Here is a 15,271-nt window from a genome sequence, read left to right as displayed (position 1 = left end):
GGCGATGGGCAACCACTACCAAAGTTCTCAATCGGAGAAGCCGAAGGTGTTGCGCCCCGCGGCCTTGGCGCGATAGAGCGCGGCATCGGCGCGTGCCAGCAGGTCGGCGGCGCCGGCCGAGGCGTCCGCCGCCTGGTGGAAGGCAATGCCGATGCTGGTCGTCACGTTCAGGCTGCGGCCGTCCAGCTCGAAGGGGACGGTGCCCACCCGCTCGACGATCTTCCGCGCGACGGCCACGGCGGCTTCCCGCGTGTGCACGTTCTCCAGCACGACCACGAACTCGTCGCCCGCCAGCCGCGCCACGGTGTCGGTGCTTCGCACGCTGGCCAGCAGGCGCTGCGCATATTCCACCAGCACGCCGTCGCCTGTGGCGTGGCCGAGCGTGTCGTTGATGGTCTTGAAGTAGTCGATGTCGAGGAACAGCACCGCCAGCGCATTGCCCGAACGCTGCGCGCGGGCGATGGCGCCGGGCAGGAACTCGTTGAAGGCGAGCCGGTTCGCGAGGCCGGTGAGGGTGTCGATGCGCGCCAGGTCGATCAGCTTGCGCTCCACCGCCTTCAGGGCGCTGATGTCCAGGCTCAGCGAGAAGATGCCGCGCGTGCTGCCGTCGGGGCCGATGTCGGGCACGTAGCTCACGCGGGTGGTGCGGTCGGCGCCCTTGGTCCTGGTCTGCGCCTCGAACTCCACGCGCTCGCCGGCCAGTGCGCGCGCGATCATGGCCTTGCGCGAGAGATACAGCTCGGGGCCCGCGACGTCGCCGACGTGGCGGCCCAGGATCTCGGCCGGCTCCACGCCGAGCCATTCGCGGTAGGTGGCATTGGCGAAGGTGATGTTCTCGTCGCGGTCGATGTAGGTGATGAGTGCCGGCAGGTTGTCGGTGATGGTGCGCAGGCGCCTTTCGCTTTCGGCCTGCCGCAGCTCCGCGCGCTTGAGCGCGGTGATGTTGAAGGTCATGAGATAGAAACCCACGAGCCCGCCCTGCGGGTCCATGTCGGCCACCAGGTTGACCTGGAAGAAGCCATCCTTTCCATGCAGCGGCGCATGCACCGGAAAGCGCACCGACTTGCCCTCGCGCACCAGCGGAAGATAGGGCCGGATCTGACGGTGCACCGCCTTGCCCAGCGCCGAGCGCAGCGTGACGTTCTCGAGCGGGCCGCTGCCCAGCCCCGCCATCTGCCGCGCGCGGCTGTTGGCGAAGAGGCAGTTCTCTTTGCTGTCGAAATAGCCCACCAGCGCCGGGATGCTGTCGGTCACGTCGCGCAGCCGCTTCTCCTGCTCGGTCAGGGCCTTGCGTATGTTCACCTCGTCGGTGATGTCGAAGGTCATGGCGAACACTCCCTGCACCACGCCGTTGGCGTCGCGGTCGGGAATGTAGTGGGCCTTGAAGGTGCGCTCGCCGATGCCCAGCGCCGGATCGCCGGATTTCTCGACCACCACCGTCTCGCCGGCCAGCGCGCGCTCGTAGGCCGGCGCCACGATGGCAAAGTCCGACGGGCCGCGAACCTCCGGCATCAATTGCCCCACCATGGCCCGGTCCTTGTGCAGTGCCTTCACCTGGGCATTGACGAAGGTGTATCTCAGCGAGGAATCGACGTGCGAGACCAGCGCGGGGATGTTGTCTGCAATGACGCGAACCTGCGCTTCGCTGTGGGCCAGGCTGAATTCGATGCGCTTGCGCTCGGTCACGTCGGAGGTCATGGCGTAGTAGCCGCGGACCTGCCCGGCCTGGTCGCGGTCGGGAATGAGTTCGGTCTGGAAGTAGCGGTCTTCCTCGCCGCGCTTCGCTTCGCCGCGGCTCTCGAAGCTCACGGCCTCGCCGGCCAGCACGCGCCGCACGGCGGCGTCCACCGTCTCGTCCTCGCCGATGTCCTGCACCGTGCGCCCGATCAGCTGGGCTGCGCCGCGGTCGAGCTTCCTGCACAGCGGGGCGTTCACGAAGGTGTAGCGGCCCTGCGCATCGACGTGCGACACCAGCGCGGGCAGGTTGTCGGTGATGTCGCGCAGGAACTTCTCGCTCGACTTGCGCTGCTGCATCAGCGTGTCGAAGGTGCGCGCGAGATCGCCGATCTCGTCGTGCCGGTAGGTGCGCGGCACGGCCGTCTGCAGGGCCGGGTTGTCCACGTCCAGCATGTGCCGGTGCAGGTGCCGAAGCGGCGTGAGCTGCTGGCGCACGAAGCCCAGCACCGCGGCCCCCGCGAGCATGGCGAGCACCACCGTGCCGATCCATGCCGAGCGCTCGATCGCGTCGACCCGGGCGAAGGCTTCCGTGCTCGGGTACATGGACCCCAGCACCCAGTTGGTCTGCGGGATGCGCTTGAAGGCGTACAGGCCGTGCACGCCCGCATGGTTGAAGCCTTCGGTCGCGCCTTCGTAGCCTTCGATCGGGCGTTCGATCTCGGGATTGCCGACCCCCTTCAGGCCCGTCTGGTTGATGATGCGCTCGGTGCGCGGATGGTCGATCACCACGCCTTCCGTGCTGGTGATGAACAGGTAGCCCGTCTCGCCGAATTTCAGGTCGGCGAGCTCGCCCAGGATGTTCCGGTCCTTCAGGTTGATGGCGCCAGAGATCACGTACCGCACGTTGCCGGCGGCGTCCAGCACCGGCTCGGTCATGGCGATCTGCGCCAGGCCGGTGAGCCGGTTGAGGTAGGGCTCGGAGATCACGCCGGCGCGGGCCGCGAGCGTTTGCTGGAAGTACGCACGGTCCTTGATGTTGACCTTGCCGGGCTGCTGCGCGCCGCTCAGGCTCGCGACCAGGTCGCCCTCGGCCGTGAAGAAGGCGACGTTGCTGAAAGCCTTGCGCAGCGATGGGTGCTTTTCGAGAAAAGCCTGCAGCGCCGGCGTGTCGGGAAACTCGTTGAGCGCCGTGCTGTCGGCGAAGGTCTCCAGCAGCGTGCGGCGGCTGACGAACTTCTGGTCGATGGTGTTCGCAATGGCCGACAGGCGGGCGAAGGCTTCGCTTCCGATGGAGGCCTTCATGCTGGTCTTGACCAGCTGCAGGGCGACCGTCGCAATGGCCAGGGTGGCCGCCAGGACGACCGCGGCGATGCCCAGGCCGAGGCGTGTGTTCAGGCTGATGCGGATGTTCCGAAGACCGGGCAATTTCATTGGCATGGACGTGCACCGCGACGAGATCCGCGCTGCGCCTGCACGTAGTGTGTCACGTAGTGTGTCAGAAGCGGGGAACGGGCCGCTTCGCGCAATCCCGCATGCGCCGCCAGCCCATGGCGCACCCTCACATCTCCTCGCGCTTGAGAAGATAGTCGAGCGGGCCGACGCGGAACCACCGGTAGCCGTAGGGCTCCAGCAGCATGCAGTGCTTTCCCTTCGAGTTGGCGCGGCTGTGCGCGTTGGAGAGCAGGTTGATCAGCTGCCCGCCGTGCCTGCCGAGCGCCTTGGCGCCGAGCTTTATTTCCAGCGGGCTGTCGCCCAGGTTGTGCACGAAGACCGCCGCGTTGCCGCGCCATTCGTAGCGCATGACGAGCACCGCGCGCTCCTCGTTGGGAACCACCTCGAAGTCGCCCCAGCCGATCTCGGGCACTTCCTTTCGCATGCGGAACACGCGCTCCATCCAGTTGAGCAGCGACTCGGGGTCGCGCCGCTGCGCCGCCACGTTCACATGCTCGAAGCCGTAGGCACCACCCGTGATCACCGGCAGCACCGGCTTGGAAGAGGTGGTGAACCCGCCCTGGCGCTCGGTGGACCACTGCATCGGCGTGCGCGCGCAGTTGCGCTCCGGCAGGCTCAGGTCGTCGCCCATGCCGATCTCGTCGCCGTAGCGGACCACCGGCGTGCCGGGCAGGGTGAGCATCAGGCTGTAGGCCAGCTCGAGGCGCCGCCGGTTGCCGCCGAGCATCGGTGCCAGCCTGCGGCGTATGCCGCGGTCGTACAGCTGCATGTCCTTTTCGGGGCCGAAGGCGGCGAACACGCGCTGGCGCTGTGCGGGCCGCAGGCGGCCCAGGTCGAGCTCGTCGTGGTTGCGCAGGAAGATGCCCCACTGCGAGGTCGCGGGGCGCGCCCGGGTCGCCTCCAGCGCCTTGGCCAGCGGCCGCGCGTCGGCCACGGCCATCGCATAGAAGAGGTGCTGGTTGACCTGGAAGTTGAACATCATGTGCAGCCGCTCGCCCTCGTCGCCGAAGTAGGCCATGTTGGTGCTGGGCAGCACGTTGGCCTCGGCAAGGATGATCGCGTCGCCCCGGCGCCACTGGAGCAGTTCGCGGAACTGCCGCAGCATGTCGAACTTCTCGGTCGGGCGCACCACCCTCGGGCCCTTGGCGCCGATCACGAAGGGCACGGCGTCCATGCGGAAACCCGAGACGCCCATCTGGGTCCAGAAGCCCATGATCTTCAGGATCTCCGCCTGCACGTCGGGGTTGGCGGTGTTCAGGTCGGGCTGGAATTCGTAGAAGCGGTGGAAGTACCAGCGCCTTGCGAGCTTGTCGAAGGTCCAGGTCGATTTCTGCACGCCCGGGAAGACCACACCATCGGTGTAGCGGGCCGGCTTCCTGTCGGACCACACATACCAGTTGTGATACTTTGACTTGCGGTCCCTGCGTGCCTGCTGGAACCACGGGTGCTGGTCCGAGGTGTGGTTCACCACCAGGTCCATCAGCACGCGCATGCCAAGGCGCGAAGCCGAGTGCGTGAATTCGACGAAATCGCCGAGCGTGCCGAAGCGGGGATCGACGTTGTAAAAGTCCGAAACATCGTAGCCGTCGTCCTGCCTCGGCGATGGATGGAAGGGCATCAGCCACAGGGTCGTGACACCCAGGCCGTGAAGGTACTCCAGCCGCCGTGTCAGCCCCTCGAAGTCGCCGCAGCCGTCGCCGTTGGAGTCCATGAAGGTTCCCACGGAGAGGCAATACACCACGGCGTTTTTGTACCAAAGGTCGTTGATCATGCCGGGGAACCTCCTGAAGATCGGAGCCTCGCAAACACGGAACACACGAAAGGAAACCCGATGTCGGCCGATGCTTGGTGGAAGAACGGAATCGTCTATCAGATCTATCCGCGTTCATTCCAGGACAGCGACGGAGACGGCATCGGCGACCTGCGTGGCATCCGCAAGCGGCTCGATTATCTGGTCGAGCTTGGCGTGGATGCCGTCTGGATATCGCCGATCTACCCCTCACCAATGGCCGACTTCGGGTACGACATATCCGACTACTGCAACATCCATCCGCGCTTCGGAACGCTCGAGGACTTCGACGCGCTCGCGGCGGAGTGCAAGGCGCGCGGCCTGAAGCTGGTGCTGGACTTCGTGCCCAACCACACCTCCGACCAGCACCCGTGGTTCGTGCAGAGCCGCGCCTCGCGCACCAGCCCCAGGCGCGACTGGTACCTGTGGCGCGACCCGGCACCCGGCGGCGGCCCGCCCAACAACTGGCTCAGCAATTTCGGCGGTCCCGCGTGGACCTTCGACGAAGCCAGCGGCCAGTACTACTGCCACTCCTTCCTGAAGGAGCAGCCCGACCTCAACTGGCGCAACCGGGAGGTGCGCGAGGCAATGTACGAGGTGCTGCGCTTCTGGCTGCGGCGCGGCGTGGACGGTTTCCGCATCGACGTGCTCTACCACCTCATCAAGGACGACCAGTTCCGCGACAACCCGCCCAACCCGTCGTTCCAGCCGGGGCAGGATCCTTCGCACCGGCTGCTGGCGCTCTACACGACGGACCGGCCGGAGATGCAGGACATCGTGTTCGAGATGCGCCGCGTGGTCGATGCGTTCAGCAGCGAGGCTTCGGCGCGCGTGCTGATCGGCGAGCTTTATCTTCCGCTCGAGCGGCTCATGGCCTACTACGGGCTCACGTCGGAAGGCCTGCTGCAGGGCGTGCAGCTGCCGTTCAATTTCCAGCTCATCGCGGCGCCGTGGCATGCGGCCGAGATCGACCGCATCGTGCGCAGCTACGAAGCGGCGCTGCCGCACGGCGCGGCGCCCAACTGGGTGCTCGGCAACCACGACAAGCCGCGCATCGCGAGCCGCGTGGGGCAGGAGCGGGCGCGGCTCGCGGCCATGCTGCTGCTCACGCTGCGCGGCACGCCCACGCTCTACTACGGCGACGAGATCGGCCTGACCGACGTTCCCATTCCGCCCGATGAGGTGCAGGACCCGTTCGAGAAAAACGAGCCGGGCAAGGGCCTGGGGCGCGATCCGCAGCGCACGCCCATGCAATGGAGCCGGGCCCACATGGCCGGCTTCACCGACGGCACGCCGTGGCTGCGCCTGGGCGGCGACTGGGGCATGCGCAACGTCGAAGCGCAACTGGCCGATCCGGCCTCGATGCTGCAGCTCTACAGGAAGCTCATCGCGCTGCGCCGCAAGGAACCCGCGCTGCACGAAGGAACCCACGAACAGCTCCACGCCGGCGACGACGTGCTGGCCTATGCAAGAGCATCGGGAACGCGGCGGCTGATCGTGCTGCTGAACTTCTCGACCTCCGACACCCGGATCGCGGCCGAGCTGCTGCCGCGCGAAGTGGTCGTGCTGGCCTCGACGCATCCTGAGCGCACCGGAACGGTGGCGGGCGAGCTGGTGCTGCAGCCGCTGGAGGGCGTGATCGTCGCGCAGTGATCGGTGCGTGAAAGCGGCGCGTGAACGCGACGCGGCTACTGGCCCGAGGGATAGGTCTCGGGCACCTCCGCGTCCGTTGCGGCCGCATCGCGCTCCAGCGGCTCGACCGCGCGGCTCTGGTCGAAGTGCAGCAGCGCATCGAACTGCACCGGCAGCCGCGCGAAGAAATAGTGGCTCTGCCGTTCGGTCTCGGGCCGGTAGATGACGCCAATGGCGCGTTCGAGCCGCGGCTCCCGCAGCGCGAAGAAGTGGCTTCCTTCGCCGCGCAGCGGCAGCATGAAGCGCTCGAGCCCGGTCTCGTGCATGAGGCCCTCGTAGCTGTCCTCGCGCGAGGGAAGCACCTGCTTGCGTTCGGCGGCCGCGCCCCAGTCGGAGGCCGCCATCACGCTGCCGGTGTGCGTGGTGAAGCCCACCAGCACCGCATCGCGGCCCTGGCGTTCGCGCACCAGCTGGCCCACGTTGAGTTCGCCGCGGCGCTCGCCCATCTCGGTGGCGCGCGCATCGCCCAGGTGCGAGTTGTGCGCCCACACCACGATCTTCGGACGATCGCTCGCGCGCCACAGGTGGCGCTCGATCTCGCCCAGCGTCTCCACCATGTGCCGGTCGCGCTGGTTCCAGGAGGACACGTCGCTCAGGTACATCGAGCGGTAGTAGGCTTCGGCGTTCTTGACGAGGCGCGCGTTCTGCTCGGCGTTGAAGGCGTCTTCCTCATTGGCCGCGCTGCCGCTGCGCCATGCTTCGCCGGCGGCGCGGCGCATCTCGACCAGCATCTCGACCACCTCGCGCTGGCAGGAGGGCGTGTTGCCGAGGCCGGCCATCAGGCCGTAGACCTGTCCGCCGTCGCCGAAGCGGTCGAAGCATGCGTATCGCTCGCGGGCGCTGCGCGCCGCCACGGGATCGGTGCGGTCGAAGTAGCCGAGCACGGCTTCGATGGAGGCGTGCAGGCTGTAGAGGTCCAGGCCGTAGAAGCCGGTCTTGCCCTGCGGCGGGCCCGCGTCGTTGAAGGCGCGCTGCCATTCGATGAAGCTCGCGACGTCCTCGTTGCGCCACATCCAGGTCGGAAAGCGCCGGAAGCCCGCGAGCGCTTCGCGCGCATTGGCGTCGCTGCCGGCGCCCCGCACGTAGCGGTTCGCGCGATAGGCATCGGGCCAGTCGCCTTCGATGGCCACCGCGTGGAAGCCTTTCTCGGCCAAGAGGCGCCGCGTGATGTCGGCGCGTGCCGCATAGAACTCGTGCGTGCCATGCGAAGCCTCGCCGAGCAGCACATAGTGCGCATCGCCGATCAGCTCGAGCAGCGCGTCATGGTCGCTGGAAGATCCGTCCATCGGATGCGCCACGGCACGCAGCGCCTCCGCTTCGTTTGAAATGCGTGAGGGATTCATCGTCCACGGTCCTCATGCGGGAAGCGTGCCATGAGGGTTGGCGTCTTCGATCAGGTGGCAGACCTCCTCGTCGCTGGTCTGCGAGAAGTCCAGGTACCAGCGCCCCACGCCGAGGAAGGGCTCCGGCGTCTCGGCGCAGACCACGTCGTCGGCCTCGCCGAGCAGCAGCGCGCAGGCTTCGCGCGATGCCACGGGCGCCGCAACCACCACGCGGGCCGGCGCCTGCCGGCGCACCGCGCGCACGGCCACGCGCATGGTCGCGCCAGTGGCCAGGCCGTCGTCCACCAGGATGGCGGTGCGGCCATGCAGGTCGGGCGCGGGCCGGTCGCCGCGGTAGGCGCGTTCGCGCCGCTCGAGTTCGTCCTGCTCGTTGCGCACGACCTCGTCGACTTCCTTCGCGCCGATGCCGAGTTCGCGCACGAGGTCTTCATCGAGCACCCGCTCGCCGCCGCCCGCGATGGCACCCATCGCGTATTCCTCGTGTCCCGGCACGCCGAGCTTGCGCACCACGAGCAGGTCGAGCGGCGCATGCAATGCCTTGGCCACTTCGTAGGCCACCGGCGTGCCGCCGCGCGGCAGGGCCAGCACGACGACATCCGGCTTGTGCGCATAGGCGGCGAGCCTTTGAGCGAGCACGCGGCCCGCCTGCTGCCGGTTCCTGAAAAACTCGAAAGCCATTTCTCGGGTGTCCTTGCGGCCACCTTATTTTTCCTGGCACAGCGGTGCTGTAGGGGGATGCGCACATTGGCGTAGGCGTGCACTGCCATGGGGCGGCGCGCCGTGCCCCCCGTCTCGCAGCGGCAGCTATGGGTGCTGCTGGATCAGGCGCCAGCCTGGCGCAGCCCACCCCGCCCGCGCCGCGCCCCCTCCCGCCACGCATTCACGATCAGCTCGCGCGCCTTCGGGTGCTCGGGGTCGCTGACCACCCATTCGGGATACGCGTGCGGAAGGCTGGCCGCGGTGGCGCGGATCGCGTCGAACTCGATGGGGGAGAGCGGCGCGGCCGCGCCGGCGCGGTGGGCCAGGGTCTTGCGCAGGCCCGCCTTCCATGCGTCCGGCAAGTGGTCGACGGCAGGCAGGAGCGCCAGCGCGATGTGCGCGGCGCGCGGGCTCAGGGCCGCGGCGTCGGCGCGCAGCCGCGCCAGGCACTCGGTGCCGCTCATCTTTCTTCTTCCATCGCCTTGGTCGCACGGCATGCTGCGCCCCTCGCTCAGGCCGCCTGGATCTCGATGCGCCGCGGCTGCGCGTGCTGGGCCTTGGGAATGCGCAGCTTCAGCACGCCCTGCGAAAGCTCGGCCGAGATGGCGTTGGTGTCGAGCTCCTTGCTGAGCGTGAAGACGCGGCGGAAGCGGCCCAGGCCCACCTCCGTGTGGCTCGACTCGAGCCCCTCGGGTATCGAGAGCCCCGACTCGGCCTCGATGGTCAGCGTGTCGGACGCGACCTGCAGGCTGAGCTTGTCGCGCGAGACGCCCGGCAGGTCGGCAAAGAGCGTGATGCCGCCGCTGTCCTCGACCACGTCGACCGGCGGCGTCAGCGCCGCGTCGCTGTAGCGCGTGCTGTCGTCCTTGCGCGCGAGCTCCTTCGACCCGGCCGCGCGGGTCGAAGTGCTGGGGGTGTTGCTGCTGTCCATGATCGTCTCTCCTTTCTTCATTTCAGGGTTGCGTCATCGTCATCACTGAACGGTGATGCGCCGCGGCTGCGACGAAGCCTGGCGCTGCACGCTGATGTGCAGCACGCCGTCGCGGTACTTGGCGGTCACGGCGTCGGGGTCGGCATCGTCGGGCAGGGTGAGCACGCGGCGGAACGAGCCCTCGAAGCGCTCGTTGATGTGCACGGCTGCCTTGGCGTCGGACTCGGGCAGCTTGTTGGCGCGCTGGCCGGCGATGGTGAGCAGGCCGCGCTCCAGGTTCACCTCGAGGCTGGACGGGTCGACACCGGGCGCGAACGCGTAGATCTCCACGGTCTGCGGCGTGCCGCCGATGTTCAGGGCCGGAAAGCCGTTGCGGCCGAAGCCCCGGATGGTCGGAGACAGATCGAAGGCCTGCTGCATCTCGCGCTGCAGGCGATCCATCTCTGCAAACATGTCGCGCGGAAACAGGGATCGGTACATGGCGAAAACCTCCATTCAAAGAAAGAACAACAGGTTGAACGGTGCGCTCGAGGCGTGCGCCTCCAGCGCTTCCGATCAGCGAAATAGGCGCTGGCGGCAGGTTTTCAAGAGGGGATGTCCGGGGGGCGGTAGCCCCGATTGCGCGAGTGCTATGAAGGCCGATGCCGCAATTGAAAAAAACTCGACACGGGGCCTCTTGAAGGGGCGCGGCGCGGACCTAAATCGATCCTCGTCGAAATCGTCAATCGTCATTCCAAACCTGAAGGAGATTTGCCATGCCGATGGACCTGCTCAAGCAGATAGCCGCATCCCGCCTGCCCGTGTCTTTCCGCACGCCCAAGGAGATCGACGAGGTCAGGATCCTGCGCCAGGCGGGGCTCGTGATTGCACTGATTCCGGCGCCAGCCGACCCCCTGAAGCTCGCGGGCAGCGAGCCCGCGGCGCAGGTGCTGGCCATCACCGAGAAAGGACGCGAGGAGCTCGCGCGGATCCGCTACCCGGGTGAGTTGCCGCAGCAGTCGAAACGCCGCCATGCGGGCCTGAAAGGCTGGCTTGGCGAGAAGCGCTTCGGACATGCATTGCAGCAAGTCTTACCCGCCCGAAGCCGCGATTCGCACCCGTCGCAGGGTTTGTAGGCCGCATCCTTCCTGAACATGCGCGCAAATCCATGCCGCCGGATGCGTGCTTCCGCGCTGAATCCGATTCGCTCATGCAAGCGAAAAATTCATCAGGAGACAGACATGGACTTCGAAGGCATCTATTGCTTTGACACGGCGGCCGTCCGCTTCGCGATCTACCCGGACGGCCACGATGGCGCGCGGATCATCGGGCAGATTTCGGAGGAGACCCTGCACGACGTGTTCGGCACCAGGGACCTGGGCGACCGCCTGCTGGAAACCTGCAAGGCGCACTTCGATGCCATTGGCGCCGCGGCGCTCAAGCGCTACCGCACCGACCCGAACCAGCCGATCGTGCTGACCGTGGACGATTTTTCCCAGCGCCTTTCGCCCCGCTCCGGCGGCTCGCAAACCGCACCGCAGGCCACGCCGCTGGCTGCCTGAAAATGCCGCGCCCGGTGCGCGGCCGGTTTTCGCCCCTGGTCGCGTGATGGGCAACTCTCCGACACGGCAAGGAGGTTTCAGCCTTACCCGCTGCGCCCGGATTCTTTGCAAATTGTGTGCTCAGGCCTTGTAGATGCCGAAAGCGTGTCCGTTGGACACCCGGTCGCTGGCCTTCATGCAAGCAAGGAACACCGGTGCCAGTGACCCAACTGCTTTCAGAGCCTGAGGCGCAAGACGCCTACCTGTTCCGCGAAGGAACGCATTCCCGCCTGTACGACCTGCTGGGCTGCCACCTGCTGAAGGAGGGCGGCGCGCGCTTCGCGGTGTGGGCGCCCAACGCGGAATCGGTGACGGTGGTCGGCGACTGGAACCACTGGTCCGGCGATGCCGATCCGCTGGCGCCGTCCGCGGACGGCACCGGCATCTGGCTGGGCCGCGCGCCCCATGCCGCGCCGGGGCAGGCCTACAAGTACCGCATCCGCTCGCGCTTTGGCGGCTACACGGTCGACAAGGCCGACCCTTTCGCGTTCTGCGCCGAGCTGGCGCCCGCCACGGCCTCGCGCATCTGCGAACTTTCTTATGAATGGAAGGACGCCCAATGGATGGCCACGCGGGGCGCGCGCAATGCGCTCGATGCGCCGATGTCCGTCTACGAGGTGCACCTGGGTTCGTGGCGCCGCCGCGAAGGCCGGTTCCTGGGCTACCGCGAGATCGCGCATGAACTCGCGGCCTACGTGAAGGGGATGGGCTTCACGCACGTGGAGCTCATGCCCGTGACGGAGCATCCTTTCTACGGCTCCTGGGGCTACCAGACCACCGGCTACTTCGCGCCCACGGCGCGCTACGGCTCGCCGCAGGACTTCATGTACCTGGTCGATCACCTGCACCAGAACGGCATCGGCGTGCTGCTGGACTGGGTGCCTTCGCACTTTCCGACCGACGAGCACGGCCTCGCGTTCTTCGACGGCACGCACCTCTACGAGCATGCCGATCCGCGCCAGGGCTTCCACCCGGAGTGGAACTCCAGCATCTTCAACTACGGCCGCGCGGAGGTGCGCAGCTTCCTGGTGTCGTCGGGCCTGTTCTGGCTCGACAGGTACCACGTCGATGGGCTGCGGGTCGATGCGGTCGCCTCCATGCTCTACCTGGACTACGCGCGGCAGCACGGCGAATGGATTCCCAACCGCCACGGCGGCCGCGAGAACCTGGAGGCCATCGATTTCCTGCGCACCCTGAACCGCGCCGTCTACCGCGAGCACCCCGACGCGATCACCGTGGCCGAGGAATCCACGGCCTGGCCGCGCGTCTCGCGGCCGACCGACATGGACGGGCTGGGCTTTGGCGAGAAATGGAACATGGGCTGGATGCACGACGTGCTCGCCTACATGAAGGAAGAGCCGATCCATCGCAAGTACCACCACCACAAGATGACCTTCTCGCTGGTCTATGCCTTCCACGAGAACTTCGTGCTGCCGCTGTCGCACGACGAGGTGGTCCACGGCAAGGGCTCGCTGCTCGGCAAGATGCCGGGCGACCACTGGCAGCAGTTCGCCAACCTGCGCGCGCTGTTCGGATTCATGTGGGCGCATCCCGGCAAGAAGCTGCTCTTCATGGGAGGCGAGTTCGGCCAGCGGCGCGAGTGGACGCACGACGGCGAACTCGAATGGTGGGTCTGCGAACTCGAGGGGCACGGCGGCCTGCAGCGGCTGGTGGCGCAGCTCAACCGCGTGTACCGCGATGCGCCCGCGCTCTACCAGCAGGATTTCTCGGCCTCGGGCTTCGAATGGGTTGCGGCCGACGATGCCGACGCCAGCGTGTTCGCCTTCCTGCGCAAGCCGCGCGACGGCCACGCGCCGCTGCTGGTGGTCAGCAACATGACGCCGGTGCCGCGCACCAACTACGTGCTGGGCGTGCCGCTGCCCGGCTTCTGGAGCGAGCTCATCAACACCGACGCCGTCGAGTTCGGCGGCTCCGGGTGGGGCAACCTTGGCGGCGTCGAGGCCGCACCCGTGCGTTCGCATGGCCGCATGCACTCGGTGTGCATGACCCTGCCGCCGCTGTCCACGCTGATTCTCGAGCACCGGCCATCATGAAAAAACTGTTCGCAAATCCGCAGGCCCCCGCGGCTTCCTCCGTGGCGCCCGAGGTGCAGGACGGCAACCGGCGCGCGGTCGTCGATGCCGTGCTGCCATCGGTGGACAACGGCCGCTTTGCCGTGAAATGCATCGTCGGCGAAAGGATGCAGGTGAAGGCGCACTGCTTCACCGACGGCCACGATGTGCTGCGCGTGCAGCTGTGCTGGCGTCCGCAGGGCAAGGCCGAGTTCCGCGAAGTGCCGATGAAGCCGCTCGTCAACGACGTGTGGGAGGCATCCTTTGCGCCGCCCGCGCTCGGGCGCTACTTCTACACCGTGGTGGCCTGGGTCGACCCGTTCGAATCGTGGCGCCATGAAATGACGCGCCGCGTGGACCCCGACGACGTGCGCATCGCATCGCAGGTGGGCGCACTGGAGGTGGCCGGCGCAGCCGAGCGGGCCGAGGGCGCGGACCGGCAGGCGCTGGCCAACTGGGCCACCGAGCTCGATGCCGTGGCGGCCGACCCCGGCGCGGACGTGTCGGCGCTCAAGGCGCTGGCGCTGGACGAGGAGCTCGCCATGCTGGCGCGCCGCCACCCCGACCGCCGGCACGAGGTGCGCTTTTCGCTCGAGCTGCCGCTGGAGGCCGAGCGCGAGCGTGCGCGCTTCAGCACCTGGTACGAGCTGTTCCCGCGTTCGGCCGGCACCACGCCCGGCGTGCACGGCACCTTCAAGGACGTGGAGGCGCGGCTGCCCGCCATTGCCGCCATGGGCTTCGACGTGCTGTACTTTCCGCCGATCCACCCGATCGGCCGGCTGCAGCGCAAGGGCCCCAACAACGCGCTGGCCAGCGGCGCGGACGACGTCGGCAGCCCCTGGGCCATTGGCGCGGCCGAGGGCGGCCACAAGGCCATTCTTCCGGCGCTGGGCACGGCGGAAGACTTTCGCCACCTCTGCGCAGAGGCGGCCTCGCACGGGCTGGAGATCGCGCTGGACATCGCCTTCCAGTGCGCGCCTGACCATCCCTACGTGAAGGCGCACCCCGACTGGTTTCGCTGGCGCCCCGACGGCAGCGTGCAGTATGCGGAGAACCCGCCCAAGAAGTACCAGGACATCTACCCCTTCAACTTCGAGAGCGAGGACTGGCGCGGCCTTTGGGCCGAGCTGCGCAGCGTGATCGAGCACTGGATAGGCGAGGGCGTGCGCATCTTCCGCGTCGACAACCCGCACACCAAGGCCTTCGCGTTCTGGGAATGGGTGATCGGCGAGATCCGGCGCCAGCACCCCGAGGTGATCTTCCTGGCCGAGGCCTTCACGCGGCCCAAGGTGATGCACCGGCTCGCGAAGCTGGGCTTCTCGCAGTCCTACACCTACTTCACCTGGCGCAACACCAAGCAGGAGCTGGTCGAATACTTCACCGAGCTTTCCACGCCACCGGGCGTGGACTACTTCAGGCCCAACGTGTGGCCCAACACGCCCGACATCCTGCACGAGCAGCTGCAGGGCGGAGAGGCCTCGGTCTACATGGCGCGGCTGGTGCTGGCCGCCACGCTCGCGGCCAACTACGGCATCTACGGGCCGGCCTACGAGCTGCGCGAGCACCGGCCGCGCTCGTCCGGCAGCGAGGAATACCTCGACTCCGAAAAATACCAGCTGCGCCACTGGAACCACGACGACCCGGGCAGCCTGGCGCCGTTCATCACGCGCGTGAACCGCATCCGCCGCGAGAACCCGGCGCTGCACTGGGACCGCGGCCTGCGCTTCCTGCGCATCGACAACGACCAGCTGCTGGCCTATGCCAAGGTGTCGGAGGCCGGCGACAACGTGGTCGTGACCGTGGTCAACCTCGATCCGCACAACGTGCAGTCGGGCTGGCTCGAGCTCGACCCCGAAAGCGTGAACGTCGAGCGTTCGCGCCCGTTCCAGATGCACGACCTGCTGAGCGGGCAGCGCTTCATCTGGCAGGGCGGCTGGCACTACGTCAAGCTCGATCCGCACAGCGTGCCCGCGCACATCTTCGTGGTGCGGCGGCGCCACGGCGACGAGCGCGACTTCGACTACTTCCTGTGAGGC

Annotated in this window: 12 protein-coding genes; 5 read left to right on the top strand and 7 right to left on the bottom strand. The window is 67.6% G+C overall.

Annotated elements, in window-relative coordinates:
* Window positions 1-27 precede the first annotated feature (27 nt).
* On the bottom strand, window positions 28-3,114 hold the full coding sequence (locus tag AC1DSC_RS07290; protein ID WP_436287656.1) for a sensor domain-containing diguanylate cyclase: 3,087 nt from the start codon (window positions 3,112-3,114) through the stop codon (window positions 28-30).
* A gap of 121 nt (window positions 3,115-3,235) precedes the next feature.
* Window positions 3,236-4,900 carry an alpha-amylase family protein gene (locus AC1DSC_RS07285; RefSeq protein ID WP_012747100.1) on the bottom strand — a complete coding sequence of 555 codons (1,665 nt, stop codon included), beginning with the start codon at window positions 4,898-4,900 and terminating at the stop codon, window positions 3,236-3,238.
* A 60-nt stretch (window positions 4,901-4,960) separates the two neighbouring features.
* On the opposite strand from AC1DSC_RS07285, the gene AC1DSC_RS07280 reads away from it, so the two are divergent.
* On the top strand, window positions 4,961-6,571 hold the full coding sequence (locus tag AC1DSC_RS07280; RefSeq protein ID WP_018902902.1) for an alpha-amylase family glycosyl hydrolase: 1,611 nt from the start codon (window positions 4,961-4,963) through the stop codon (window positions 6,569-6,571).
* A 35-nt stretch (window positions 6,572-6,606) separates the two neighbouring features.
* On the opposite strand, the gene AC1DSC_RS07275 is transcribed toward AC1DSC_RS07280, so the two are convergent.
* The 5 genes from AC1DSC_RS07275 to AC1DSC_RS07255 form a co-directional block, all read right to left on the bottom strand.
* On the bottom strand, window positions 6,607-7,953 hold the full coding sequence (locus tag AC1DSC_RS07275; RefSeq protein WP_369664411.1) for an erythromycin esterase family protein: 1,347 nt from the start codon (window positions 7,951-7,953) through the stop codon (window positions 6,607-6,609).
* A gap of 12 nt (window positions 7,954-7,965) precedes the next feature.
* On the bottom strand, window positions 7,966-8,631 hold the full coding sequence (locus AC1DSC_RS07270) for a phosphoribosyltransferase (protein ID WP_369664412.1): 666 nt from the start codon (window positions 8,629-8,631) through the stop codon (window positions 7,966-7,968).
* A gap of 143 nt (window positions 8,632-8,774) precedes the next feature.
* Window positions 8,775-9,149, bottom strand: coding sequence for a hypothetical protein (locus tag AC1DSC_RS07265; RefSeq protein ID WP_369664413.1), 375 nt, complete (start codon window positions 9,147-9,149; stop codon window positions 8,775-8,777).
* Window positions 9,150-9,163: 14 nt separating this feature from the next.
* A complete protein-coding gene (locus AC1DSC_RS07260; protein ID WP_012747105.1) occupies window positions 9,164-9,583 on the bottom strand; it encodes an Hsp20/alpha crystallin family protein in 420 nt (139 codons plus the stop codon).
* Between the two features lie 42 nt (window positions 9,584-9,625).
* On the bottom strand, window positions 9,626-10,063 hold the full coding sequence (locus tag AC1DSC_RS07255) for an Hsp20/alpha crystallin family protein (protein ID WP_018902897.1): 438 nt from the start codon (window positions 10,061-10,063) through the stop codon (window positions 9,626-9,628).
* Window positions 10,064-10,338: 275 nt separating this feature from the next.
* Between AC1DSC_RS07255 and AC1DSC_RS07250 the strand changes: the two genes are divergently transcribed.
* The 4 genes from AC1DSC_RS07250 to AC1DSC_RS07235 all read left to right on the top strand — a co-directional run bounded on the left by AC1DSC_RS07250 (window position 10,339) and on the right by AC1DSC_RS07235 (window position 15,268).
* On the top strand, window positions 10,339-10,698 hold the full coding sequence (locus AC1DSC_RS07250) for a hypothetical protein (RefSeq protein ID WP_369664414.1): 360 nt from the start codon (window positions 10,339-10,341) through the stop codon (window positions 10,696-10,698).
* 105 nt (window positions 10,699-10,803) lie between these two features.
* Window positions 10,804-11,124, top strand: coding sequence for a hypothetical protein (locus AC1DSC_RS07245; RefSeq protein WP_012747109.1), 321 nt, complete (start codon window positions 10,804-10,806; stop codon window positions 11,122-11,124).
* Window positions 11,125-11,318: 194 nt separating this feature from the next.
* Window positions 11,319-13,217, top strand: a complete 1,899-nt coding sequence (gene glgB / locus AC1DSC_RS07240; protein ID WP_369664415.1) for a 1,4-alpha-glucan branching protein GlgB — start codon at window positions 11,319-11,321, stop codon at window positions 13,215-13,217.
* On the top strand, window positions 13,214-15,268 hold the full coding sequence (locus AC1DSC_RS07235) for an alpha-1,4-glucan--maltose-1-phosphate maltosyltransferase (RefSeq protein ID WP_369664416.1): 2,055 nt from the start codon (window positions 13,214-13,216) through the stop codon (window positions 15,266-15,268). Before glgB ends, AC1DSC_RS07235 begins: the two co-directional genes overlap by 4 nt.
* The last annotated feature ends 3 nt before the right edge of the window (window positions 15,269-15,271 follow it).

This window comes from Variovorax sp. 01N425 (genome assembly GCF_056399465.1).
The sequence above is the reverse complement of the archived record's forward strand: the minus strand, read 5'-3'. Positions and strand labels throughout refer to the sequence as shown.

Coding starts and splice junctions, on each gene's coding strand:
- AC1DSC_RS07250 (WP_369664414.1), top strand. CDS start 10,339: ATGCCGATGGACCTGCTCAAGCAGATAGCCGCATCCCGCCTGCCCGTG.
- AC1DSC_RS07280 (WP_018902902.1), top strand. CDS start 4,961: ATGTCGGCCGATGCTTGGTGGAAGAACGGAATCGTCTATCAGATCTAT.
- AC1DSC_RS07290 (WP_436287656.1), bottom strand. CDS start 3,114: ATGCCAATGAAATTGCCCGGTCTTCGGAACATCCGCATCAGCCTGAAC.
- AC1DSC_RS07235 (WP_369664416.1), top strand. CDS start 13,214: ATGAAAAAACTGTTCGCAAATCCGCAGGCCCCCGCGGCTTCCTCCGTG.
- AC1DSC_RS07270 (WP_369664412.1), bottom strand. CDS start 8,631: ATGGCTTTCGAGTTTTTCAGGAACCGGCAGCAGGCGGGCCGCGTGCTC.
- AC1DSC_RS07285 (WP_012747100.1), bottom strand. CDS start 4,900: ATGATCAACGACCTTTGGTACAAAAACGCCGTGGTGTATTGCCTCTCC.
- AC1DSC_RS07255 (WP_018902897.1), bottom strand. CDS start 10,063: ATGTACCGATCCCTGTTTCCGCGCGACATGTTTGCAGAGATGGATCGC.
- AC1DSC_RS07245 (WP_012747109.1), top strand. CDS start 10,804: ATGGACTTCGAAGGCATCTATTGCTTTGACACGGCGGCCGTCCGCTTC.
- AC1DSC_RS07265 (WP_369664413.1), bottom strand. CDS start 9,149: ATGCCGTGCGACCAAGGCGATGGAAGAAGAAAGATGAGCGGCACCGAG.
- AC1DSC_RS07260 (WP_012747105.1), bottom strand. CDS start 9,583: ATGGACAGCAGCAACACCCCCAGCACTTCGACCCGCGCGGCCGGGTCG.
- AC1DSC_RS07275 (WP_369664411.1), bottom strand. CDS start 7,953: ATGAATCCCTCACGCATTTCAAACGAAGCGGAGGCGCTGCGTGCCGTG.